The sequence below is a fragment of the gamma proteobacterium symbiont of Axiagastus rosmarus genome, from assembly GCF_059730925.1.
The window spans coordinates 465,314-483,790 of record NZ_AP035925.1 but is presented as its reverse complement, the minus strand read 5'-3'; the positions used below and the strand labels follow the sequence as shown (position 1 = coordinate 483,790).

Here is an 18,477-nt window from a genome sequence, read left to right as displayed (position 1 = left end):
TGTTACAGCTGCTGCCACTCCATCGTAGATTCAGGGAATGTGTTATGAAAACGTTAGGCGAATTCATCGTCGAGAAGCAACACGACTTTCCTCACGCCACAGGTGAACTGACGGCGCTGATTTCCTCCATCAAGCTGGGCGCAAAAATCATCCACCGCGACATCAACAAAGCGGGTCTGGTGGATATTCTTGGTGCCAGCGGCGTAGAGAACGTGCAGGGTGAGCAGCAGATGAAGCTGGATCTGTTCGCTAACGAAAAGCTGAAAGCGGCACTGAAGGCGCGCGGTGTGGTCGCGGGGATTGCTTCCGAAGAAGAAGATGAGTTTGTCATCTTTGAAGGTTCGGAGAACGGTAAGTATGTAGTATTGATGGACCCGCTGGATGGTTCCTCGAACATCGACGTTAACGTTTCCGTCGGCACCATTTTCTCAATTTATCATCGTATTAGCGAGCCAGGCACGCCAATCACTGAAGCCGACTTCATGCAACCGGGCCACAAGCAGGTTGCCGCAGGTTACGTGGTGTACGGTTCCTCAACCATGATGGTGTACACCACCGGCGTGGGCGTTCATGCCTTCACTTACGATCCGTCGCTCGGCGTGTTCTGCCTGAGCCACGAACGCATGACCTTCCCGGAAAAAGGCTACACCTACTCGATCAACGAAGGGAATTACATCCGCTTCCCGCAGGGCGTGAAAAAGTACCTGAAGTTCTGCCAGGAAGAAGATGTTTCAACGAAGCGCCCTTACACCTCGCGCTACATCGGTTCACTGGTGGCGGATTTCCACCGCAACCTGCTGAAAGGCGGCATTTATCTCTATCCCAGCACCGCCAGCCACCCGAAAGGCAAGCTGCGCCTGCTGTATGAGTGCAACCCGATGGCCTTCCTCGCCGAACAGGCGGGCGGTAAAGCCAGCGACGGTAAAAACCGTATCCTCGATATTCAGCCGGAAACGCTGCACCAGCGCTGCCCGTTCTTCTGCGGTAATGATGCGATGGTCGACGACGTGGAACGCTTTATGCGTGAGTTCCCGGACGAACATCAGGCATAAGTAAGCGGGCATTTAAAATGCCTGCGTGTGATGCCTGCCAGTCAATGATTTTCGGTCGCCATTAATGGCGACCCTACAGGTTGATGGCACGGTTTATGTTGGGTGCGCATTTAGGTACAAACCGGCCACATGGGTAACACTTTAGACCGGGCACATGGGTAACAGTTATAAACGGCATAGCAGAGGAGACTCACTATGCCCTGGACTGAGACTGTTACCATGCAACGCCTTGAATTCATCCTCGCCTGCCAGGCAGGCGGGGAATCCATGACGCAGCTGTGTCACCGCCACGGCATCAGCCGCAAAACCGGCTACAAGTGGCTCAGCCGCTTTAACCCCGGCGAGCTCTCCTCGCTTGAAAATCTCTCCCGCGCCCGCCATCTCCAGCCCGATAAAATCGCCCCCGACATCACCGCGCGCCTCGTTCAGTTCCGCCAGCAGCACCCCGATTGGGGGCCAAAAAAAATCCGCCACTGGTTCCTCAGCAACGGCGCTGACTTCAGCGTCCCTGCCGCCAGCACCATCGGCGACCTGCTGAAGGCGGCGGGAATGGTTCAGCCGCGGACGCCGCGCAAGCGAACGCCGGGCAACCTGCGCAGTCTCACGACGCCCGTGAGGAATAACCACGTCTGGAGCGCTGATTTTAAAGGGCGCTTCCGCCTGAAAGACGGCAGCTGGTGCCGCCCCTTCACGCTTACCGATAACCACAGCCGCTACCTGCTGTCCTGCGAGCCGGGCACGTCGGAGACCACGGTGTTCGTGCGCGGCTGCATGGAAAGGGCCTTCCTGGAAGGCGGGCTGCCCGACGTTATCCGCAACGACAACGGCTCGCCCTTCGTTGCGCCGGGCATTCTCGCGCTGACGCAGCTGAGCGTGTGGCTGATAAAGCTGGGGATACAGCCGGAAAGAACCGCGCCGGGCTGTCCGGGGCAGAACGCCCGCCACGAGCGGATGCACCGGTCGCTGAAGGTCGCCATGAGCCACCACGACGTCTTTGGCTCGCTGCCGGAGCAGCAGGCGTGGTGCAGCGGATGGCGGAACGAGTTCAATCAGGAAAAGCCGCATGAGGCGCACGGGCAGCCGCCGCCCGCGAAAATATGGACGCCTTCACCGCGAAGATGGGACGGAAAAGTGCCGGAGGTGGGCTATCCGGAGGGGGCGAAGCTGTACAAAGTCGGTGAAAAAGGCGACCTGAGGCTGAACGGGCGAACCTTCCTGAGCGCGGCGTTACGGGGGGAATACGTGCGGTTCCTGGAAGTGGACGACGGCATTGACGTCATCCTCTTCGACAGGCTCATCCTTGCGTATTATGACCGGGCAGAAAAGCGTATTATCCGGATCGACTGACCACAAAAAGTGTTACCTGTGTGCCCGGTCTGATCTGTTACCCATGTGCCCGGTCGTACCTTTATGCGCACCGGCATACAGAGATTAATTGCAATTAAATCGGCACTACGCCGTTGCCCAGGCTTACTTATTTTTTATTTCTGATTCTTGCCTGACGATTAATTAATTCACCATTCTCCGCATAATAACGACTCGGCCAGATCTCAGCCGGCGAAATACCAATTGCTTCGGCAATAATTAATTCCCCTTTCGGCCACGGACGCGCCAGCGCGTTGGCTAACGTGGTGGAACATAATCCCGCCTGTCGGGATAACGCCGCCATTGAGGTTCCCTTTTTACGCAGCGCCGCAATGATATCGGCCGGATGCCAGTCTGACTTCGCATTATTCACGCAACTCTCCTTAGTTCGCTTATCCATTCCCGTAACGATACTACGTTACTCGTAGTATCTGACAAGCGCTAAATCTACGATTCTCGTAGTCATGAAACCGACCTCCTCGCTGCAAGACACTTTTTGTCGACGCCTGAAACAAGCGCGTCTGGCGAAAGGTTTGTCGCAGAAAGGATTGGGTATTGCCGCAGGGATTGAAGAGTTTTCTGCCAGCGCGCGTATTAATCGCTATGAACTGGGCGTGCATAAACCGGACTTATTAACGCTGCAATTACTGGCGCAGGTGCTGGAAGTGCCGGCAGCCTATTTTCTGGCGGAAGATGATCGGCTGGCCGCCATGATTCTGGCATTTCCCGCCGGTCTGAACAGCGGTGCGCCATAAGGCGCACCGCGTAAATTACCGCTTTACCTTCTCCCGCGTCGCCATCCATCAGGGCGAACACAGGCAACGTTACCGGTCATCCCTGACCACATCATAACTATGCCGCCTGCACGCGGAACTGTGCCATGGATGCCTGCAACTGCTGCGACTGCGCTTCGAGCGACTGCGTAGCGGCGCTGGCCTGCTCCACCAGCGCCGCGTTTTGCTGTGCGGCTTCATCCATCTGCGTCACCGCCTGGTTAACCTGTTCAATACCGCGGCTCTGCTCTTCCGAGGCGATGGAGATCTCCTTCATCAGCGCGGTGACCCGCATCACTTCACTGGAGATCTCATCCATGGTTTTGCCGGCGCGCGTGGCCATGTCACTGCCCTCTTTGACCCGCGTCTGTGATTCGCTGATCAACTCACGAATCTCTTTGGCGGCGCTGGCGCTGCGCCCGGCCAGGGTGCGCACTTCGTTGGCAACCACGGCAAAACCGCGCCCCTGCTCACCGGCACGCGCCGCTTCCACCGAGGCGTTGAGCGCCAGGATGTTGGTCTGGAACGCAATGCCGTCGATCACGCTGAGAATATCGGCGATCCGATCGGAGCTGTGGGTGATCTCACGCATCTTCTCCATCACGTAGCACACCACTTCTGCGCCGCGATCGGCGGTATCGGACACGCTACTGGCCAGCTGGTTGGCCTGCTGCGCGTTGCTGGCGTTAAGCCGGACGGTAGCCGTGAGCTGCTCCATGCTGGCGGCAGTCTGCTCCAGCGAGGCCGCCGACTCTTCCGTGCGCTGCGACAGATGCACCGTGCCCGCGGACAGCTCGCGGCTGCCGACGTCAATCTGCAGGCTGGCTTCACGCACCTGGCTGACCGAGTTGCGCAGCGCCAGCTGCATTCCCGTCAGCGCCTGGTTCAGGCGGCCGATTTCGTTATTGGCCGCTGCCGGCAGCGGCTGCGACAGATCGCCGTCTGCAATCTGCTCCAGATGCTGGATCGCCCCGTCCAGCGGATGCAGTAGCGCGCGGCGCAGCAGCAGCCAGGCCAGCGCAATCAGCAACAGGGTCAGCGCGACGGCGACGCCAATCATGATCTTCATCTGCAGTTCATTGTGCGCCGCTGCCGCCAGACGTGCGGCAGAGACTTCGTCGGCATACAGGCTGAAGTCGTTCACTGCCTTCGAATAGTTAGCCGCCAGCTGCGACAGGTTGCCTTCCAGCACCTGGTAATACTCATCGGTATACTGCTTTTGCAGCGCATCCATCATGGGTGCCATGGCACCTTTCTGATACGCGTTGAACGCGGCCGCGACCGCATCGGCGAGGCTTTTGCCCTGCGCGGTGACGGTACCGGCATCAATAAACGCGGTCAGATGGCGTTGCGAGCTGGCGACATCTGCCTGCGCTTGTTTAGTAATTGTGGCGCCCTCATCCAGCAGGCCGATTTCGATTTTGCGCACCGCCAGCGCGGCGCTGGCGCGGGCACGCATCAGATCGGCGTTGCTCTGATACAGGCTGTTGAGTTCAATGCCCTGAATACGGTTGATGGCGTCAAGTGACTGGTTGCCGGAATTGATGGCGTAGATGCCCATAGCGCTCACTGCCAGCAGCAGCAGCGTCATAAAGGCCAGAAGAGAGAGTAAAGCCGTGCGTATAGATAGCTGTGTGATCATGATAATTCCCGTGCGCTTTAAAAAAGGGAGAATCCAGTAGCCCTAAAACGGAGAGATTATCGGCAGTGACCGGGGGAAACTTTATCCTTCATTGATGGTCAACCTGATTACGATCATCTACGCTTCAGATTTCCTGAAGTTCGTAGCGCTAAAAGCAAGGAATGTAACGATGAAAAAATGGCTTCCGCTCGCCTGTCTGTTCGCGTCCAGCGTGGCAATGGCACAGCAAAACCCTATCGATCAGCAGCTCAATCAATGCCTGAATAAAGAGTCCAGCACCGCCGGCATGTCGCAGTGCTACAGCTCGGCCAATAAGGCGTGGGACAAAGAGATGAATGCGCAATATAGCCAGCTGATGAAGAAATTAACCGGTGAGCCCAAAGACAAACTGCGCAATGCGCAGCGCGCCTGGCTGGCCTTCCGTGATAGCTGGACCGATGCCAGCCGCAGCTATTTCCTCAGCAGTCAGGGCTCCATGGCGGCGCTGTCAGTGGGCGCGCAGGGCGTCAGTCTGGTGCGCAACCAGGCACTGATGCTGCAATCAATCAACAAAGGCAGTTGCGCCAATCCTGATGATTGTTGATAAATGGGGGCGTTAAACACGCTTAGCGCTGGCCACGGTCAGCGCGCCCATTATTCACGGAGAAACCATGGCTGCCTACGCCTCGACCCTCATACTTATCTGCCTCGCCATCCTGAGCTACTTCGTCCACAACAGCGCCGTCACCATTTCGATTCTCATCCTGCTGGTGATTAAGCTCACGCCGCTGGCACAGTTCTTTCCCTACGTCGAAAAGCAGGGCATCCAGATTGGTATCATTATTCTCACCGTGGCCGTCATGGCACCGCTGGCAAGCGGCACGCTGCCAGCCTCGTCGCTGCTGAAATCCTTTGCTAACTGGCAATCCATTGTGGCGATTATCGTTGGTGTGTTTGTTGCCTGGCTCGGCGGTCGCGGCGTCAGTTTAATGAGCGTGCAGCCGTCGGTGATTGGCGGGTTGCTGATTGGCACGGTGATTGGTGTGGCGTTCTTTCGTGGCGTGCCGGTCGGGCCGCTAATCGCCGCAGGGATTGTGTCGCTGTTTGTCACCACGAAGTAGCCTGCTGGACCATTCCGAAACGCCAAAAAGGGGGCATACTTTCAGAGTCAGTTGGCTATAATAGCCGTCACTCAACTTACGACTAATGAAGGAAAGCCAGATGAGTTTGAACCAGGTGCCTGCAGGTAAAGATCTGCCAGAAGATATCTATGTCGTCATCGAGATCCCGGCCAACGCCGATCCGATCAAATATGAAGTGGACAAAGAGTCTGGCGCCCTGTTTGTAGACCGTTTCATGTCTACCGCCATGTTCTATCCGTGCAACTACGGTTACATCAACCACACGCTGTCTCTGGATGGTGACCCGGTTGACGTACTGGTGCCAACCCCGTATCCGCTGCAGCCAGGTTCAGTGATCCGCTGCCGTCCGGTGGGCGTGCTGAAGATGACCGACGAATCAGGTGAAGATGCCAAACTGGTAGCGGTTCCGCACACCAAGCTGAGCAAAGAGTACGATCACATTAAAGATGTGAACGACCTGCCAGAACTGCTGAAAGCGCAGATCACCCACTTCTTCGAGCACTACAAAGATCTGGAAAAAGGCAAATGGGTGAAGGTTGACGGCTGGGACAACGCGGAAGCGGCTAAAGCTGAAATCATCTCCTCTTTCGAGCGCGCACAGAAGAAGTAAGTTTTCTGTCAGCGCTGCCGCATCGCTATGTATGGCGATCGGCAGATAAAAAAACACCGCCCACTGGGCGGTGTTTTTATTTACGCTTCTGCGGCGTCATCGCGCCGTAACCAGTCGCCACTCGCGATGCGGGTGCGACCGGCAATCGAACGCTGATACACGTACAGCCAGGCGCTGCCGTAGGGCGTCTGGATCAGCTGGCGCTTATACTCGCCGTTCTTGCTGCGCAAGGCATCCAGTTCGCCGAGGGTGCTGGCGTCGATGCGATACACTTCGCAGTACACCGTGCCGTCCCCCTCAACCACGCCCGGATAGTGACCGAGATTGTAGAGCGCAAACCCTTCAATCTGATGGTCGCCGAGCCATTGCGCATTGGTCATCCAATGACTATTTCCCTGTTTGCGCCGTAAACTGCCGTAGACAATTATTCGCATTGCTAAAACTCAAACTGATAGAGCAAATCCAGTGCCTGATCGAGACCCGACACGGCTTCCAAATAGAGTTTGGGCATCAGGCGATAACGCAAAGTGAGCGTCGCCAGTGAATCAAATATGCCAACACCGTATTTTACCTGCAGACCCGGCAGCACATAACCACTCACCTGCACCTGCTGGCTGTCGCCGACACCGGTGGTATCAAGCGCAAGGTTACTGACGCCGAAGGTCTCGCCGATTTTACCCATAACCTGACCACTTTGTGCAACCCCCAGTCCAACCAGCGCCGAGGTTAAGGCGTTGCTGTCGCCATCGCTGCTGAGTCCCTGACCGCGTAACAGGTAAGACAGCGCCTCCTGCTGCGACATTGCCGGGTCGGAGAAGACCTCCACCTTCGGCTCGTCGGCCAGCCCGGTGACGCGCAGACCGGCTGTCACATCATCCTCGGTGGCTTCCGGGTTACGAATCGCCTCCAGGTTGACGTACGGCTGATCCGGCGGACCGGCGAACTGCAGCTCGCCTTTACGCACAATCAGATCCTGACCATACGCGTGGAAACGGCCAGAAGGAATATTGATTTGTCCGTTTAAGCCCAGGCCGGTTTTATCCTGCACCAGTTTGAGATCGCCGTTGAGGCGCGCTTTCAGGCCAAAGGCCGAGAGGCGCACATCGTTGCCGACGTGGATCACCAGATTGCTGTTGATTGGGATCGCGGCGGTTTTCGGCTGAATCGGCTTGAGGTTCTCATCCAGCATCACCTCATCCGACGACACGCCGGTAGCGCTCTCCGGCACTTCCTGCACCGTGATGCGCGCCCACGGAATATCAACCTTGCCGTCAAGGTTGAACGCCGCCGGTGTGGCTTCAAACGCCAGGCCCGGCGAAACGTCCATCCGCACCATCGGCGGAACGGTAACGCGAATACGGCTGCCCTGCGCAGTAACGCGCGCGCGCCAGTTATCCAGCTGGCTCCAGTCCGCGTTGCCACCCAGATTGAGGTTACCCTGCTGCGTCTGGATCAGGCCGTTGAGCGTGGAACTCATGCCGTTAAACACCAGGTTGAGATTGGCCGAAGTGAGATCGACTGGCATAAAGCTGCCATCAACATCAACATCGCTCAGTCCCAGCTGACCAAAGATCTGTGGCTGCTGCAGCGTGCCGCCGAGACGCAGATTGCTGTTGAGGTTGCCTTTGATCTTCTCGCCCTGCATCAGCGCCGGGTTGAGCATCGCCAGCGAAATGTTGCTGATGCCGATGTTGCCTGACAGCTGGCGGCGATTCTCCGGATCGGCGATCTGCACGTTGCCGCTCAGCTGACCGTTATTCACGATGTGAATCAGCCAGTCGAGCTGCGCGCGTCCATTACGCAGCGCCGCATTCAGGTTGAGCGTGTCGAAGGCGATCGGCAGGTTATTCCCCTGCACATCCTGCACCACTTTTACGCCGTTTCCTTTAAGCGACACCGTGCCGGTCGGCAGCGCGCCGTCGGCGGTCCAGTTCACGCGCGCATCACCGCTGAACACGCCGTTCAGCTGGGTGGCATCGGTGAGGAACGGCTTGATCATCGCCAGATCGAAGCGGTTCAGCACCACATGCGCATGGCCGCTGGCTCCGGCCTCGATCGGCTCTGGCACGCACAGCTGCGCGTTGGGGTTTTGCCAGCAGTGCGGCCCGATGGTGGCGCTCTGTTTGCTGTTCAGGTAGTCAATCGTCATCGCGCGCGTCAGGCGCCATTCGCCCACCGGCGTGTCAAAACGCGTATTGTTGAGATTGCCCTGCCAGCGCTGCGTCTGGCGGTCAAAGCTGCCGTTGAGCGCCAGCTGGCCGGAGACCGGCTCGCCCTGCACGTTGAGTTTCAGCTGGTGCTGCTTCTCGTTACCGTCGGCGTTGAGCGTCAGCAGGCCGATCTTAAACGCGTCCTGCTGTAGCTGCTCTACGCGCAGCTGCAGTTTACCGGCGACCTGATCGATGGATTTCACATCGCTCTGCAGCGTAACACGGCGGATCTGCAACTGCTGCCAGCGCAGGCCGCTGGCGGTAAGATCGGCCAGCAGCTGGGGCGCCTGCAGCGTACCGCGCGCCTTTATAGTGCCTTTGGCTACGCCGCCGAGGCCCGGCAGCGCGTTATCCAGATGCGGCGCATCGACACTGGCGTCGAGATTTAGCGCGTCGCCCAGTTCGCCCTTCACGTCGAGATGGTTGCGCCCCAGCGCGATGTCAATGCCGGGGATTTTCCACTGGTTGTAACTGTTGCCGGTCAGCGAGCCTTCGGCGCTCACCGCGTTCTGTTTCACATTGCCCTTCAGCGCCAGCTGCGGCACGCTGAGCTGCCAGCTACCGCCGTACAGGCTACCGCGCGTGGTGATTTTACCGTCGAGCTTCGCCGGCCAGTCAGGATACTGTTTAGCGGTATTGATGCCCGCCAGCGTCAGTTCGCTGCGCCAGCTGATGGCTTTGCTCCAGTCCACCAGCGCGCTGAGGTCAATGTTGCCCTGCAGCGCCGCCACGCGCAGTTTATCCAGACTGAACTGCTGCACGTTGCCTTTACCGTCCAGCGTAATGGTGGCCGGCGGCACCGCTTCGCCCTTCACCGCGGTGCGCAGCGACATCACGTAGTCGGTGGCTTTGCCGCTGAACTGGTAGTCGAGATTATCCGCCTGATACTGCACCGGACCGGTCAGCGGCCAGCGCAGCTGCGGGCTGGTGAGTTTGAGCGACAGCGGCAGACCGGCTACCGCCGGCTGCGCGGCGGCGTCCAGCTGAGCACGCACCGGCCCCGAGAGGTTCAGGCCCAGCTTCAGCTCGTCACGCATTGCCCCGGCGAGGTTCAGTTTGATCTTCTCGCCTTTAATCGGATCGAGATTCAGCGAGCCGTTGAGCACAAAATTGATCGGCCAGTTATCCGCCAGCCGGGCATCGCCGCTGGCGTTGATCTGCCCCTGCGGCGAGTCGACGTCAAAGGTCTCCAGCTGCACATGCCGGTCGGTAGTTTTGGCCTTCAGCAGCAGACGCGTAATCGCCACATCCGTATCGCCAGTGATGCGCAACTGCTCACCCAACAGCTGCTGCACATTGATGTCGAGCGGCAGCTGGAAATCCGGCAGTGCCGGCAGCAGCGGCTCGGCAAACATCGCCTGCAGCGTTTCGCCCAGCGGTTTCTCATCCGGCTGCGGCTGCTGCACTTTAGGCTGCACCACCTGTTCGTCCGCCACTTTCGCCGCCTTCGGCAGCGCGATCAGCAGGCTCTGGATATGGGTGGGATTGAGCGTCAGCGCGCGATCCTGCCACTGCAGGCCGCTGGTGAAGTCGAGCAGCGAAATGGCGGTGTCATCAACTTTGACGTTGATGTTATGCAGGCTGACCCGGCTCAGCGTAATCGGGTATGGCGTGCTGAGATTGCTGCTGCCGCTCTCCTCTTCCGGCGGCGGCGCACTGGCGGGCGTCATTTTTTTGCTGTCGACCACCACGCTGACATCCTGCAGCGCGATATCGTTCACGCACACCGAGGAGTGCAGCAGGCAGTTGAGGTTGAGCGCCAGATGGAAGCGCCCGGCATCCACGCTGACGCCCGGCATCTGGTACTTCACGCCGCTCAGCGTCAGATCGCGCCAGCCGCCTTCCACCTTGTTAATCGACAGGCCCGGCACCCAGCGATCGGCACCTTTAAACAACAGATGCAATCCGGGCGTGGTGCCCACCAGAAACGCCACGCTGGCCAACAGCACCAGCAGGAAAATACCGATACCGATCAGGACCTTTTTCCACAGCTTCATAGTTCAGGCCCCAGTCCTACATAAAATTGCAATCCATGCTCCTTGTCGTCACCAATCGGGCGCGCGATATCAAACTTGATCGGCCCTACCGGAGAAGACCAGCGCACGCCGAAGCCTGCACCGGTTTTAACGTTACTCTGCTTGATGTCGTTGACCGCTTCACCGGAGTCGACGAATACCGCGCCCCACCATTTGCCGGAGACGTTGTACTGATACTCAAGCGAGCCGGTGGCCAGCTTTGAGGCACCGGTGAGTTTGCCTTCGTCATCGCGCGGCGAGATATCTTTGTATTTGTAACCGCGAATGCTGCGGTCACCGCCGGCGAAGAAGCGCAGATCGGGCGGCACTTTTTCGAAGTCGTTGGTTTCAATCCAGCCAAGGTTACCGCGCGCCACAAAGCGATGCTTCTCGCCCAGCGTGCGGATCCACACGTTCTGCGCCTGCAGGATCAGGAAGTCGACGTCCGAGCCCCAGGTGGTGTCCGACACGTCTACCGAGTAGCGCTGTGAATCGCCCCAGTTCGGCATCAGGCCGCCGCGCGAACGGGTGCGGTTCAGGCTGACGCCCGGATAGAGCAGCATGGTGGTGTTGGTGACGCTGCCCTGAGTAAAGTGGTCGAGGCTCCAGCGCAGGTTAACCGCGCGCTGCCAGCCGGAGCTGCTGTCCCAGTTACGCGACATCGCCAGCGTGGTGGTGTCCGATTTGGTGTCGTTGAGATCGGTGCGTTTCAGGCCGCCGGAGAAGGTGTAGTACTGCTCCAGCGGACTTTTCAGCAGCGGCACTTTATAGCTGAGATCAAGCTGCTGCTCCGGCGCGGAGATATAGGCGCTGGAGGTCAGGCTGTGGCCGCTGTCGTTGATCCACGGCTTTTTCCACGTGCCTTTCAGCCGCGGTCCGACGTCCGTCGAGTAACCGACGCCGGCTTCGATGGTGTTCTCCACGCGCGGCGACACGGCGGCGCTGAGCGGCAGCACTTTGGTCTGGCGCCCTTTATCGAACTCGGGTGCCACGACGACAGAATTAAACCAGCCGGTGGCGGAGAGGCGACGATTGAGTTCGGCCAAATCGCGTGAGCTGTAGGGATCGCCCTTTTTGAACGGCACCAGATTGCGCAGATAGGCTTCGTTGATTTGCGAGCCTTCAAAGCTGACATCGCCGAAGCGATAGCGCGGGCCGCTGTCGTAGTCAATATCCCAGAACGCTAAGCGCCGTTCGACCGAGACACCAAGCTGGCTCTGCTTAAAGTCACCGTCGAAGTAACCATTACGCAGCGCCAGGCTGGAGAAGCCGTTTTTGAATTTATCGTAGTCGCCGTGATTGAGCTGGCTGCCGACTTTCGGCCTGCCCTGCTTCACCCACGCCTGATAATCAGGATCGTCTTTTGCGGCACCTTCCACCACAATGGTGCTGCCGCCAATCTTCACCGGCTCACCGGCGGTGACGCGGGCAATCAGCACTGGACGGCCACCCTGCGGCGGTGCCGGGCGTGATTCAAAGTCGATCTGCGGCTCGTAATAGCCGAGCGCGCGCAGGCCTTCTTTGATCGCGGCAGCCACGCGCGCCTGGAAACGGCCGTCGTTCGACACCTCGTCACTGCCGATAGTGGACAAGCGCGCCCTGACGTTTTTCTGTAACTCCCCGGTCAGGCCTTCCAGCTGCAGTCGCACTTTGGCTGCCTCAACAGCAGGTGCGGCAAGCAGCAGGCTGGCCAAGCAATAAGCATGAAATCGCGGCACGCGTACTCCTGTTAATAATGCCTGCCCCTATTCCGCAGGGGCGTTAACTCTGGTGGAAAGGGTATCACCACACCTTGCATACCCATCAGCATAGCCGCTCTTTTTTGCGAGCGGCTGCGTAAAAACGGCCGCTAAGCCAAATCGACTGCTATTGTCGGTAAATGTGCGTACCGATACAACAACGAAGCCGCGCTTCTGCGCACCGCCAGCTGCCACTCGGATTAATCCGAGCCGGCCAATCACGCCGCTGGCGGCAGCAATAGCGCTGCTGCTATAATCAGCGACCAGCAGGCCTCGCCTGCACGCATTTCTGCCCCGACGTTAACGTGACTTTGTCGAACTGGCGCAGACATTTTTGGCACGGATAGCCCTGTTTGACGGGTAAGTACCGGATGTACGCCTCTTCGCGCTGCCCAGGCCAAAAATGACAAGTGATTAACCCAACGGATCTTTTATGCTTGATAGCCTGCTTGTCATTCTTTTACTGATCGTAATCAGTTCATTTTTTTCTCTGTCGGAGATCTCGCTGGCGGCTGCCCGCAAGATCAAACTGAAACTGCTGGCCGATGAAGGCAACATCAACGCGCAGCGCGTGCTGAAGATGCAGGAACAGCCTGGCATGTTCTTCACCGTGGTACAGATTGGCCTCAACGCCGTGGCGATTCTCGGCGGTATCGTCGGCGATGCGGCGTTTTCGCCCGCCTTCAGCAGCCTGTTCAACCGCTTTATGGAGCCGGAACTGGCGGATCAGCTCAGCTTTATCTGCTCCTTCACCATCGTCACCAGCCTGTTTATTCTGTTTGCCGACCTGACGCCAAAACGCGTCGGCATGATCGCGCCGGAAGCCATCGCGCTGCGCATCATCAATCCGATGCGCTTCTGCCTGCTGGTTTTCCGCCCGCTGGTGTGGCTGTTCAATGGCCTGGCCAACGTGTTCTTTCGCATCTTTAAGCTGCCGATGGTGCGTAAAGATGACATCACCTCGGATGACATTTACGCGGTGGTAGAAGCGGGCGCGCTGGCTGGCGTGCTGCGCAAGCAGGAGCACGAGCTGATCGAGAACGTATTTGAGCTGGAATCACGCACCGTGCCTTCGTCCATGACCTCGCGTGAAAATATCGTTTGGTTCGATCTGCACGAAGACGAAACCAGCCTGAAAACCAAAATCGCGCAACACCCGCATTCGAAGTTTCTGGTGTGCGACGGCGATATCGACCATATCGTCGGTTACGTTGATTCCAAAGAGCTGCTGCTGCGCGTGCTGGGCAACCAGAGCATGACGCTCAACAGCGGCGTGCAGATTCGTTCGGCGCTGATTGTGCCGGATACGCTGACGCTGTCAGAGGCGCTGGAGAGTTTTAAAACCGCCGGCGAAGACTTCGCGGTGATCATGAACGAATATGCGCTGGTGGTCGGGATTATCACGCTTAACGACGTGATGACCACGCTGATGGGCGATCTGGTCGGTCAGGGGCTGGAAGAGCAGATTGTGGCGCGTGACGAGAATTCCTGGCTGGTGGAAGGCGGTACGCCGATTGATGACGTCATGCGCGTGCTGGATATCGACGAGTTCCCGCAGTCCGGCAACTACGAGACCATCGGCGGCTTTATGATGTATATGCTGCGTAAGATCCCCAAACGCACCGATTTCGTCAAATTCTCCGGCTACAAATTTGAGGTGGTGGATATCGACAGCTACCGCATCGACCAGCTGCTGGTGACGCGCATTGACGATCGCCCGCCAGTGCTGAATGTGTCGAAGAGTACGCTGGATGAGTCTGAAGGGCCTGCCGCGTAGCAGTAATCGTGCGGTTACAGAAAGATTCAGGGCGCCAGCGGCGCCCTTTCTTTTGCTTAGTTGTACTCGGCTTGCAGCCGCAGCACCTGGCGGTTGATTTCTGACATCACGCTAAGGTGCTGTTTATCCTTGACGCGCGGCAACATGACTTTGCCTTTATCGAACTCAAACGCGCCAACATCCTTGATGTACAACCTTCCTTTAAATAGCGTCTTTACATATTTCGCAATTTGCAGCGGATTATAGCGCTGGAAGATCTTCATGCTGTTTAACTCCTGAACAGATGTAATACGCTTCGCCGTTGCCAAATTCGGTACGAGCCCTTGAAGCGCAAATGAGGCATAACTATAGAACATGATTCCTTGCCGGTGTTCCGAAAAAATGGATTTTTTACTGAATTGACACATCATTACAGAGAACTCTGTCATAACGATCACAAAATCCAGTATAAACCTTCATTGGTTAAGGAATTGTGGCATGGGTTACAAAGCTGCTATCTCATCGCGACAGGCGCATCATCCACGCCTAATATTGCAAAAACATGAATAACTGGTCGGATCACTAAGGAGCATTACCATGCGTTTGGCACATTCCCTGATAGCCCTGGCGCTGCTGCTGCCCAGCCTTGCCTCAGCCCACGCGTTTAAGGTTGGCGAGCGCGTGCCGGCAGTCGGCGTTAACGACAAAGGAGAACTGCTATATCAGCAGGAGAAGTTTCGCTACCAGCCCTGGAACAGCGCCCAGCTGAGTGGCAAAGTGCGGGTCATCCTGCACATTGCCGGACGCTCGTCAGCCAAAGAACAGAACGCCGCGCTGATTGAAGCCATCAAAGCCGCCCAGCTGCCGCACGACCGCTATCAGACCACCACGGTGGTTAATACCGATGATGCCATTCCCGGCACCGGGATGTTTGTGCGCAGCAGCATTGAGAGCAATAAACAGCAGTATCCGTGGTCGCAGTTCATTGTCGACAGCAACGGCAACGCGCGCAAGGCGTGGCAGCTGGAGAAAGGCGGTTCGGCGATTGTGATTCTGGACAAGACCGGCCATGTGCGTTACGCCAAAGACGGTCCGCTGACGCAGGATGAAGTGCAGCAGGCGATGAAACTGATCCATCAGCTGCTGCAGGCGTGATCGCGCCACAGCAGGTGGCGCGCATAGCGTATCAGAACAGCGAGACGCGGAAGCCCGGATTCAGGAACGACTCGCGCGGCGCGTAGTCGAGGGTTTTGCCCTGCCAGTCATGCACGTGCGCGCCAGCGGCAATGGCTACCGCATGGCCGGCACCGGTATCCCAGATATTGGTCGGCCCGAAGCGCGGATAGAGCTGCGCCTTGCCCTCTGCCACCAGGCAGAACTTGAGCGAGGAGCCGATAGCGGTGGTCTGGTGCTCGCCCAGCTGGGTCAGATACTCTTTCAGCTCTTCGTCTTTATCAGCGTGCGAACGGCTCACTACCACCAGCAGCGGTCGCGCTTCACGTACGTGGATCTGCGTGGTGTGGCCGCCCTCTTCTTTCCACGCTTTGCCTTCGGCCGCAGAATACATCACCCCCAGCGCCGGCGCGTACACCACGCCCAGCACCGGTTTGCCGTGCTCAATCAGCGCGATATTGACCGTGAACTCGCCGTTACGCTTGATGAACTCTTTGGTGCCGTCGAGCGGATCGACCAGCCAGTATTGCTGCCAGTGCTGACGCACATCCCAGCCGGGTGGATCCTCTTCCGACAGCACCGGCACGTCAGGCGTCAGCGCCGCTAAGCCCTGCACGATAACCTGATGTGCCGCCAGATCGGCCGCCGTGACCGGTGAATCATCCGATTTACGCGTCACGTCCAGCGGTTGTGCGCCATCGTAGACCTTCATAATGGCATCGCCCGCGCTGCGCGCCAGCTGGCAAATTTTATCTAACATTGTTCACCTCATTTCGGCTGATGCTGCCGCTGAAACCCCGGCAGCCCGTCTCCAGATATTTTAGCAGTTGCGCTGTGACAGCCGCAGCTAAGCGTATTCGCTTTGATTATCAATATCATAGTTCGGTCGTGGCGGCTATGGCGCAATGCTGAATGGCCGGCACTCCGACAGCTTGCGCAGAAAAGAGGCAAAATCCCGAGCCCCATCACAAATTGAAATGATAATTCGTCATGGTTTTACATTATTTTGAGAGGCCCATTAAAGCGAACAAGGAGCAAGCCATGTTCAAAGCGAGCATGTCGTTACTGGCACTGTGCGTTGCAGCCGCCACGGTGCAGGCTGCCACGGTGGATTTACGCATTCTGGAAACCACCGATCTGCACAGCAACATGATGGATTTCGATTACTACAAAGACACGCCGACCGAAAAGTTTGGTCTGGTGCGCACCGCTACGCTCATCCAGCAGGCGCGCGGCGAAGTAGCAAACAGCGTGCTGGTGGATAACGGCGACATTATTCAGGGCAGCCCGCTGGGCGATTACATGGCGGCCAAAGGCCTGCAGCCGGGAGAAATCCATCCGGTGTATAAAGCCCTTAATACGCTGGATTACGCGGTAGGCAATCTCGGCAACCACGAATTTAACTACGGCCTGCCCTATCTGCAGCAGGCGATTGCCGGGGCACGTTTTCCCTACATCAATGCCAACGTTATCGATGAAACCAGTGGCAAACCGCTGTTTACCCCCTATTTAATTAAAGAAACCACGGTAAAAGACCGCGACGGCAAGCCGCATACGCTGAAAATCGGCTATATCGGCTTCGTACCACCGCAGATTATGGTGTGGGATCGCAACAATCTGCAGGGTAAAGTGCGCGTTGATGACATCACCGAGACAGCGAAACGCTATGTGCCGGAAATGCGCGCAAAAGGTGCTGAAATAATCATCGCCATTCCGCACTCCGGTCTGAGCAGTGAGCCGTACCATGCCATGGCGGAAAACTCGGTGTATTACCTCAGTCAGGTGCCAGGTATCAATGCCATCATGTTCGGCCATGCGCACGCGGTGTTTCCCGGCAAAGAGTTTGCGGCGATTAAAGGTGCGGATATCGCTCAGGGCACGCTTAACGGCGTACCGGCGGTGATGCCCGGCATGTGGGGCGATCATCTCGGCGTGGTTGACCTGGTGCTGAAAAATGACGGCGGCGGCTGGCAGGTGACCCAGGGTAAAGCCGAAGCACGGCCAGTTTACGATGCGGTGGCGAAAAAATCGCTGGCGGCGGAAGATGCCGATCTGGTGAAAGTGCTGACCGACGATCATCGCGCTACGCGTGAATTTGTGGCAAAACCGATCGGCAAGTCGGCGGATGTGATGTACAGCTACCTGTCGCTGGTGCAGGACGATCCCACCGTGCAGATCGTCAATAATGCGCAGCGTGCTTACGTCGAACGCTTCATTCAGGGCGATCCCGATCTGGGCCGCTTACCGGTGCTCTCGGCAGCGGCACCGTTTAAAGCCGGCGGCCGTAAGAACGATCCGGCCAGCTACGTTGAAGTGGAAAAAGGCGATCTCACCTTCCGTAATGCCGCCGATCTCTATCTCTACCCGAATACGCTGGTGGTGATGAAAATCAGCGGCGCGCAGGTGAAAGAGTGGCTGGAGTGCTCGGCAGCGCAGTTTAATCAGATCGACGTGCATCGTCGTCAGCCGCAGTCGCTGATCAACTGGGATTTCCGCACCTACAATTTTGATGTAATTGACGGCGTGCAGTATCAGATCGATGTAACGCAACCGGCGCGCTACGACGCCGAATGCCAACTGATTAACCCGGCGGCATCACGTATTCAGGATCTGCGCTGGCAGGGCAAACCGATCGACCCCAAAGCGACCTTCCTCGTTGCCACCAATAATTACCGTGCCTGGGGCGGGAAATTTGCCGGTACCGGTGAGCAGTATGTTGCGTTTGCTTCGCCGGATGAGAACCGCTCGGTGGTGGCCGCCTACATCAGCAGCGAAACCCGCACCCACGGCGCGGTGCAGCCACAGGCCGATCACAACTGGCGGCTGGCACCGATCGCCAGCGCAACGCCGCTGGATATTCGCTTTGAGACCGCGCCGGGCGCAAAAGCCACGCAGTTTATTGAGAAGTATGCTGATTATCCGATGAAAGCCGTCGGCAGTGATGAAACGGGCTTTGCAATCTGGCAGGTGGATTTACAGAAGCAGGCAGAGAAGAAGTAGTGACAGGGGCGCCAGACACGG

General features: G+C 57.7%; 16 protein-coding genes. 9 read left to right on the top strand and 7 right to left on the bottom strand.

Features of this window, described 5'->3' with window-relative positions; genetic code table 11:
• The first annotated feature begins 44 nt into the window (after positions 1 to 44).
• Both fbp and AC6I8F_RS02295 read left to right on the top strand, forming a co-directional pair.
• Positions 45 to 1,052, top strand: a complete 1,008-nt coding sequence (fbp, locus tag AC6I8F_RS02300; RefSeq protein ID WP_021509731.1) for a class 1 fructose-bisphosphatase — start codon at positions 45 to 47, stop codon at positions 1,050 to 1,052.
• A gap of 219 nt (positions 1,053 to 1,271) precedes the next feature.
• Positions 1,272 to 2,399, top strand: coding sequence for a DDE-type integrase/transposase/recombinase (locus AC6I8F_RS02295; RefSeq protein ID WP_498028436.1), 1,128 nt, complete (start codon positions 1,272 to 1,274; stop codon positions 2,397 to 2,399).
• A gap of 127 nt (positions 2,400 to 2,526) precedes the next feature.
• On the opposite strand, the gene AC6I8F_RS02290 is transcribed toward AC6I8F_RS02295, so the two are convergent.
• Positions 2,527 to 2,790, bottom strand: coding sequence for a helix-turn-helix domain-containing protein (locus tag AC6I8F_RS02290; RefSeq protein WP_021509732.1), 264 nt, complete (start codon positions 2,788 to 2,790; stop codon positions 2,527 to 2,529).
• A gap of 91 nt (positions 2,791 to 2,881) precedes the next feature.
• Between AC6I8F_RS02290 and AC6I8F_RS02285 the strand changes: the two genes are divergently transcribed.
• Complete coding sequence (locus AC6I8F_RS02285; RefSeq protein WP_021509733.1) at positions 2,882 to 3,172, top strand: helix-turn-helix domain-containing protein; 291 nt, start codon at positions 2,882 to 2,884, stop codon at positions 3,170 to 3,172.
• 97 nt (positions 3,173 to 3,269) lie between these two features.
• Here the strand turns inward: AC6I8F_RS02285 and AC6I8F_RS02280 are convergent, their stop codons facing one another.
• Positions 3,270 to 4,829 (bottom strand): methyl-accepting chemotaxis protein, encoded by a 1,560-nt coding sequence (locus AC6I8F_RS02280; protein ID WP_498028778.1) that lies wholly within the window; start codon positions 4,827 to 4,829, stop codon positions 3,270 to 3,272.
• Positions 4,830 to 5,001: 172 nt separating this feature from the next.
• On the opposite strand from AC6I8F_RS02280, the gene AC6I8F_RS02275 reads away from it, so the two are divergent.
• From AC6I8F_RS02275 to ppa, 3 genes are all read left to right on the top strand, one after another.
• Positions 5,002 to 5,415, top strand: a complete 414-nt coding sequence (locus AC6I8F_RS02275; protein ID WP_338670694.1) for a lysozyme inhibitor LprI family protein — start codon at positions 5,002 to 5,004, stop codon at positions 5,413 to 5,415.
• Between the two features lie 67 nt (positions 5,416 to 5,482).
• Complete coding sequence (locus AC6I8F_RS02270; protein WP_021509736.1) at positions 5,483 to 5,932, top strand: DUF441 domain-containing protein; 450 nt, start codon at positions 5,483 to 5,485, stop codon at positions 5,930 to 5,932.
• A gap of 100 nt (positions 5,933 to 6,032) precedes the next feature.
• Positions 6,033 to 6,563, top strand: coding sequence for an inorganic diphosphatase (ppa, locus tag AC6I8F_RS02265; protein WP_021509737.1), 531 nt, complete (start codon positions 6,033 to 6,035; stop codon positions 6,561 to 6,563).
• 80 nt (positions 6,564 to 6,643) lie between these two features.
• Here ppa and AC6I8F_RS02260 read toward each other — a convergent pair whose 3' ends face one another.
• From AC6I8F_RS02260 to tamA, 3 genes are read right to left on the bottom strand one after another with little or no spacing between them, the layout of a single operon-like run.
• Positions 6,644 to 6,997 carry a gamma-glutamylcyclotransferase family protein gene (locus AC6I8F_RS02260; protein ID WP_031280151.1) on the bottom strand — a complete coding sequence of 118 codons (354 nt, stop codon included), beginning with the start codon at positions 6,995 to 6,997 and terminating at the stop codon, positions 6,644 to 6,646.
• A 2-nt stretch (positions 6,998 to 6,999) separates the two neighbouring features.
• The gene (tamB, locus tag AC6I8F_RS02255; RefSeq protein ID WP_498028435.1) at positions 7,000 to 10,770 is read right to left on the bottom strand and encodes an autotransporter assembly complex protein TamB; all 3,771 of its coding nucleotides are present in this window, start codon (positions 10,768 to 10,770) and stop codon (positions 7,000 to 7,002) included.
• On the bottom strand, positions 10,767 to 12,506 hold the full coding sequence (tamA, locus tag AC6I8F_RS02250; RefSeq protein ID WP_498028434.1) for an autotransporter assembly complex protein TamA: 1,740 nt from the start codon (positions 12,504 to 12,506) through the stop codon (positions 10,767 to 10,769). The genes tamB and tamA overlap by 4 nt, the downstream gene beginning before the upstream one ends.
• 454 nt (positions 12,507 to 12,960) lie before the next feature.
• Here tamA and paeA point away from each other — a divergent pair, with 454 nt between their 5' ends.
• Positions 12,961 to 14,304, top strand: a complete 1,344-nt coding sequence (paeA, locus tag AC6I8F_RS02245; RefSeq protein WP_021509741.1) for a polyamine export protein PaeA — start codon at positions 12,961 to 12,963, stop codon at positions 14,302 to 14,304.
• Positions 14,305 to 14,360: 56 nt separating this feature from the next.
• Here paeA and AC6I8F_RS02240 read toward each other — a convergent pair whose 3' ends face one another.
• A complete protein-coding gene (locus tag AC6I8F_RS02240) occupies positions 14,361 to 14,567 on the bottom strand; it encodes a DUF1107 domain-containing protein (protein WP_031280153.1) in 207 nt (68 codons plus the stop codon).
• Positions 14,568 to 14,880: 313 nt separating this feature from the next.
• Between AC6I8F_RS02240 and AC6I8F_RS02235 the strand changes: the two genes are divergently transcribed.
• Positions 14,881 to 15,438 (top strand): YtfJ family protein, encoded by a 558-nt coding sequence (locus tag AC6I8F_RS02235; protein WP_498028433.1) that lies wholly within the window; start codon positions 14,881 to 14,883, stop codon positions 15,436 to 15,438.
• Positions 15,439 to 15,469: 31 nt separating this feature from the next.
• On the opposite strand, the gene cysQ is transcribed toward AC6I8F_RS02235, so the two are convergent.
• Positions 15,470 to 16,216, bottom strand: a complete 747-nt coding sequence (gene cysQ, locus AC6I8F_RS02230; protein WP_498028432.1) for a 3'(2'),5'-bisphosphate nucleotidase CysQ — start codon at positions 16,214 to 16,216, stop codon at positions 15,470 to 15,472.
• Between the two features lie 281 nt (positions 16,217 to 16,497).
• Between cysQ and AC6I8F_RS02225 the strand changes: the two genes are divergently transcribed.
• Positions 16,498 to 18,456 (top strand): bifunctional 2',3'-cyclic-nucleotide 2'-phosphodiesterase/3'-nucleotidase, encoded by a 1,959-nt coding sequence (locus tag AC6I8F_RS02225; protein WP_498028431.1) that lies wholly within the window; start codon positions 16,498 to 16,500, stop codon positions 18,454 to 18,456.
• Positions 18,457 to 18,477 lie beyond the last annotated feature (21 nt).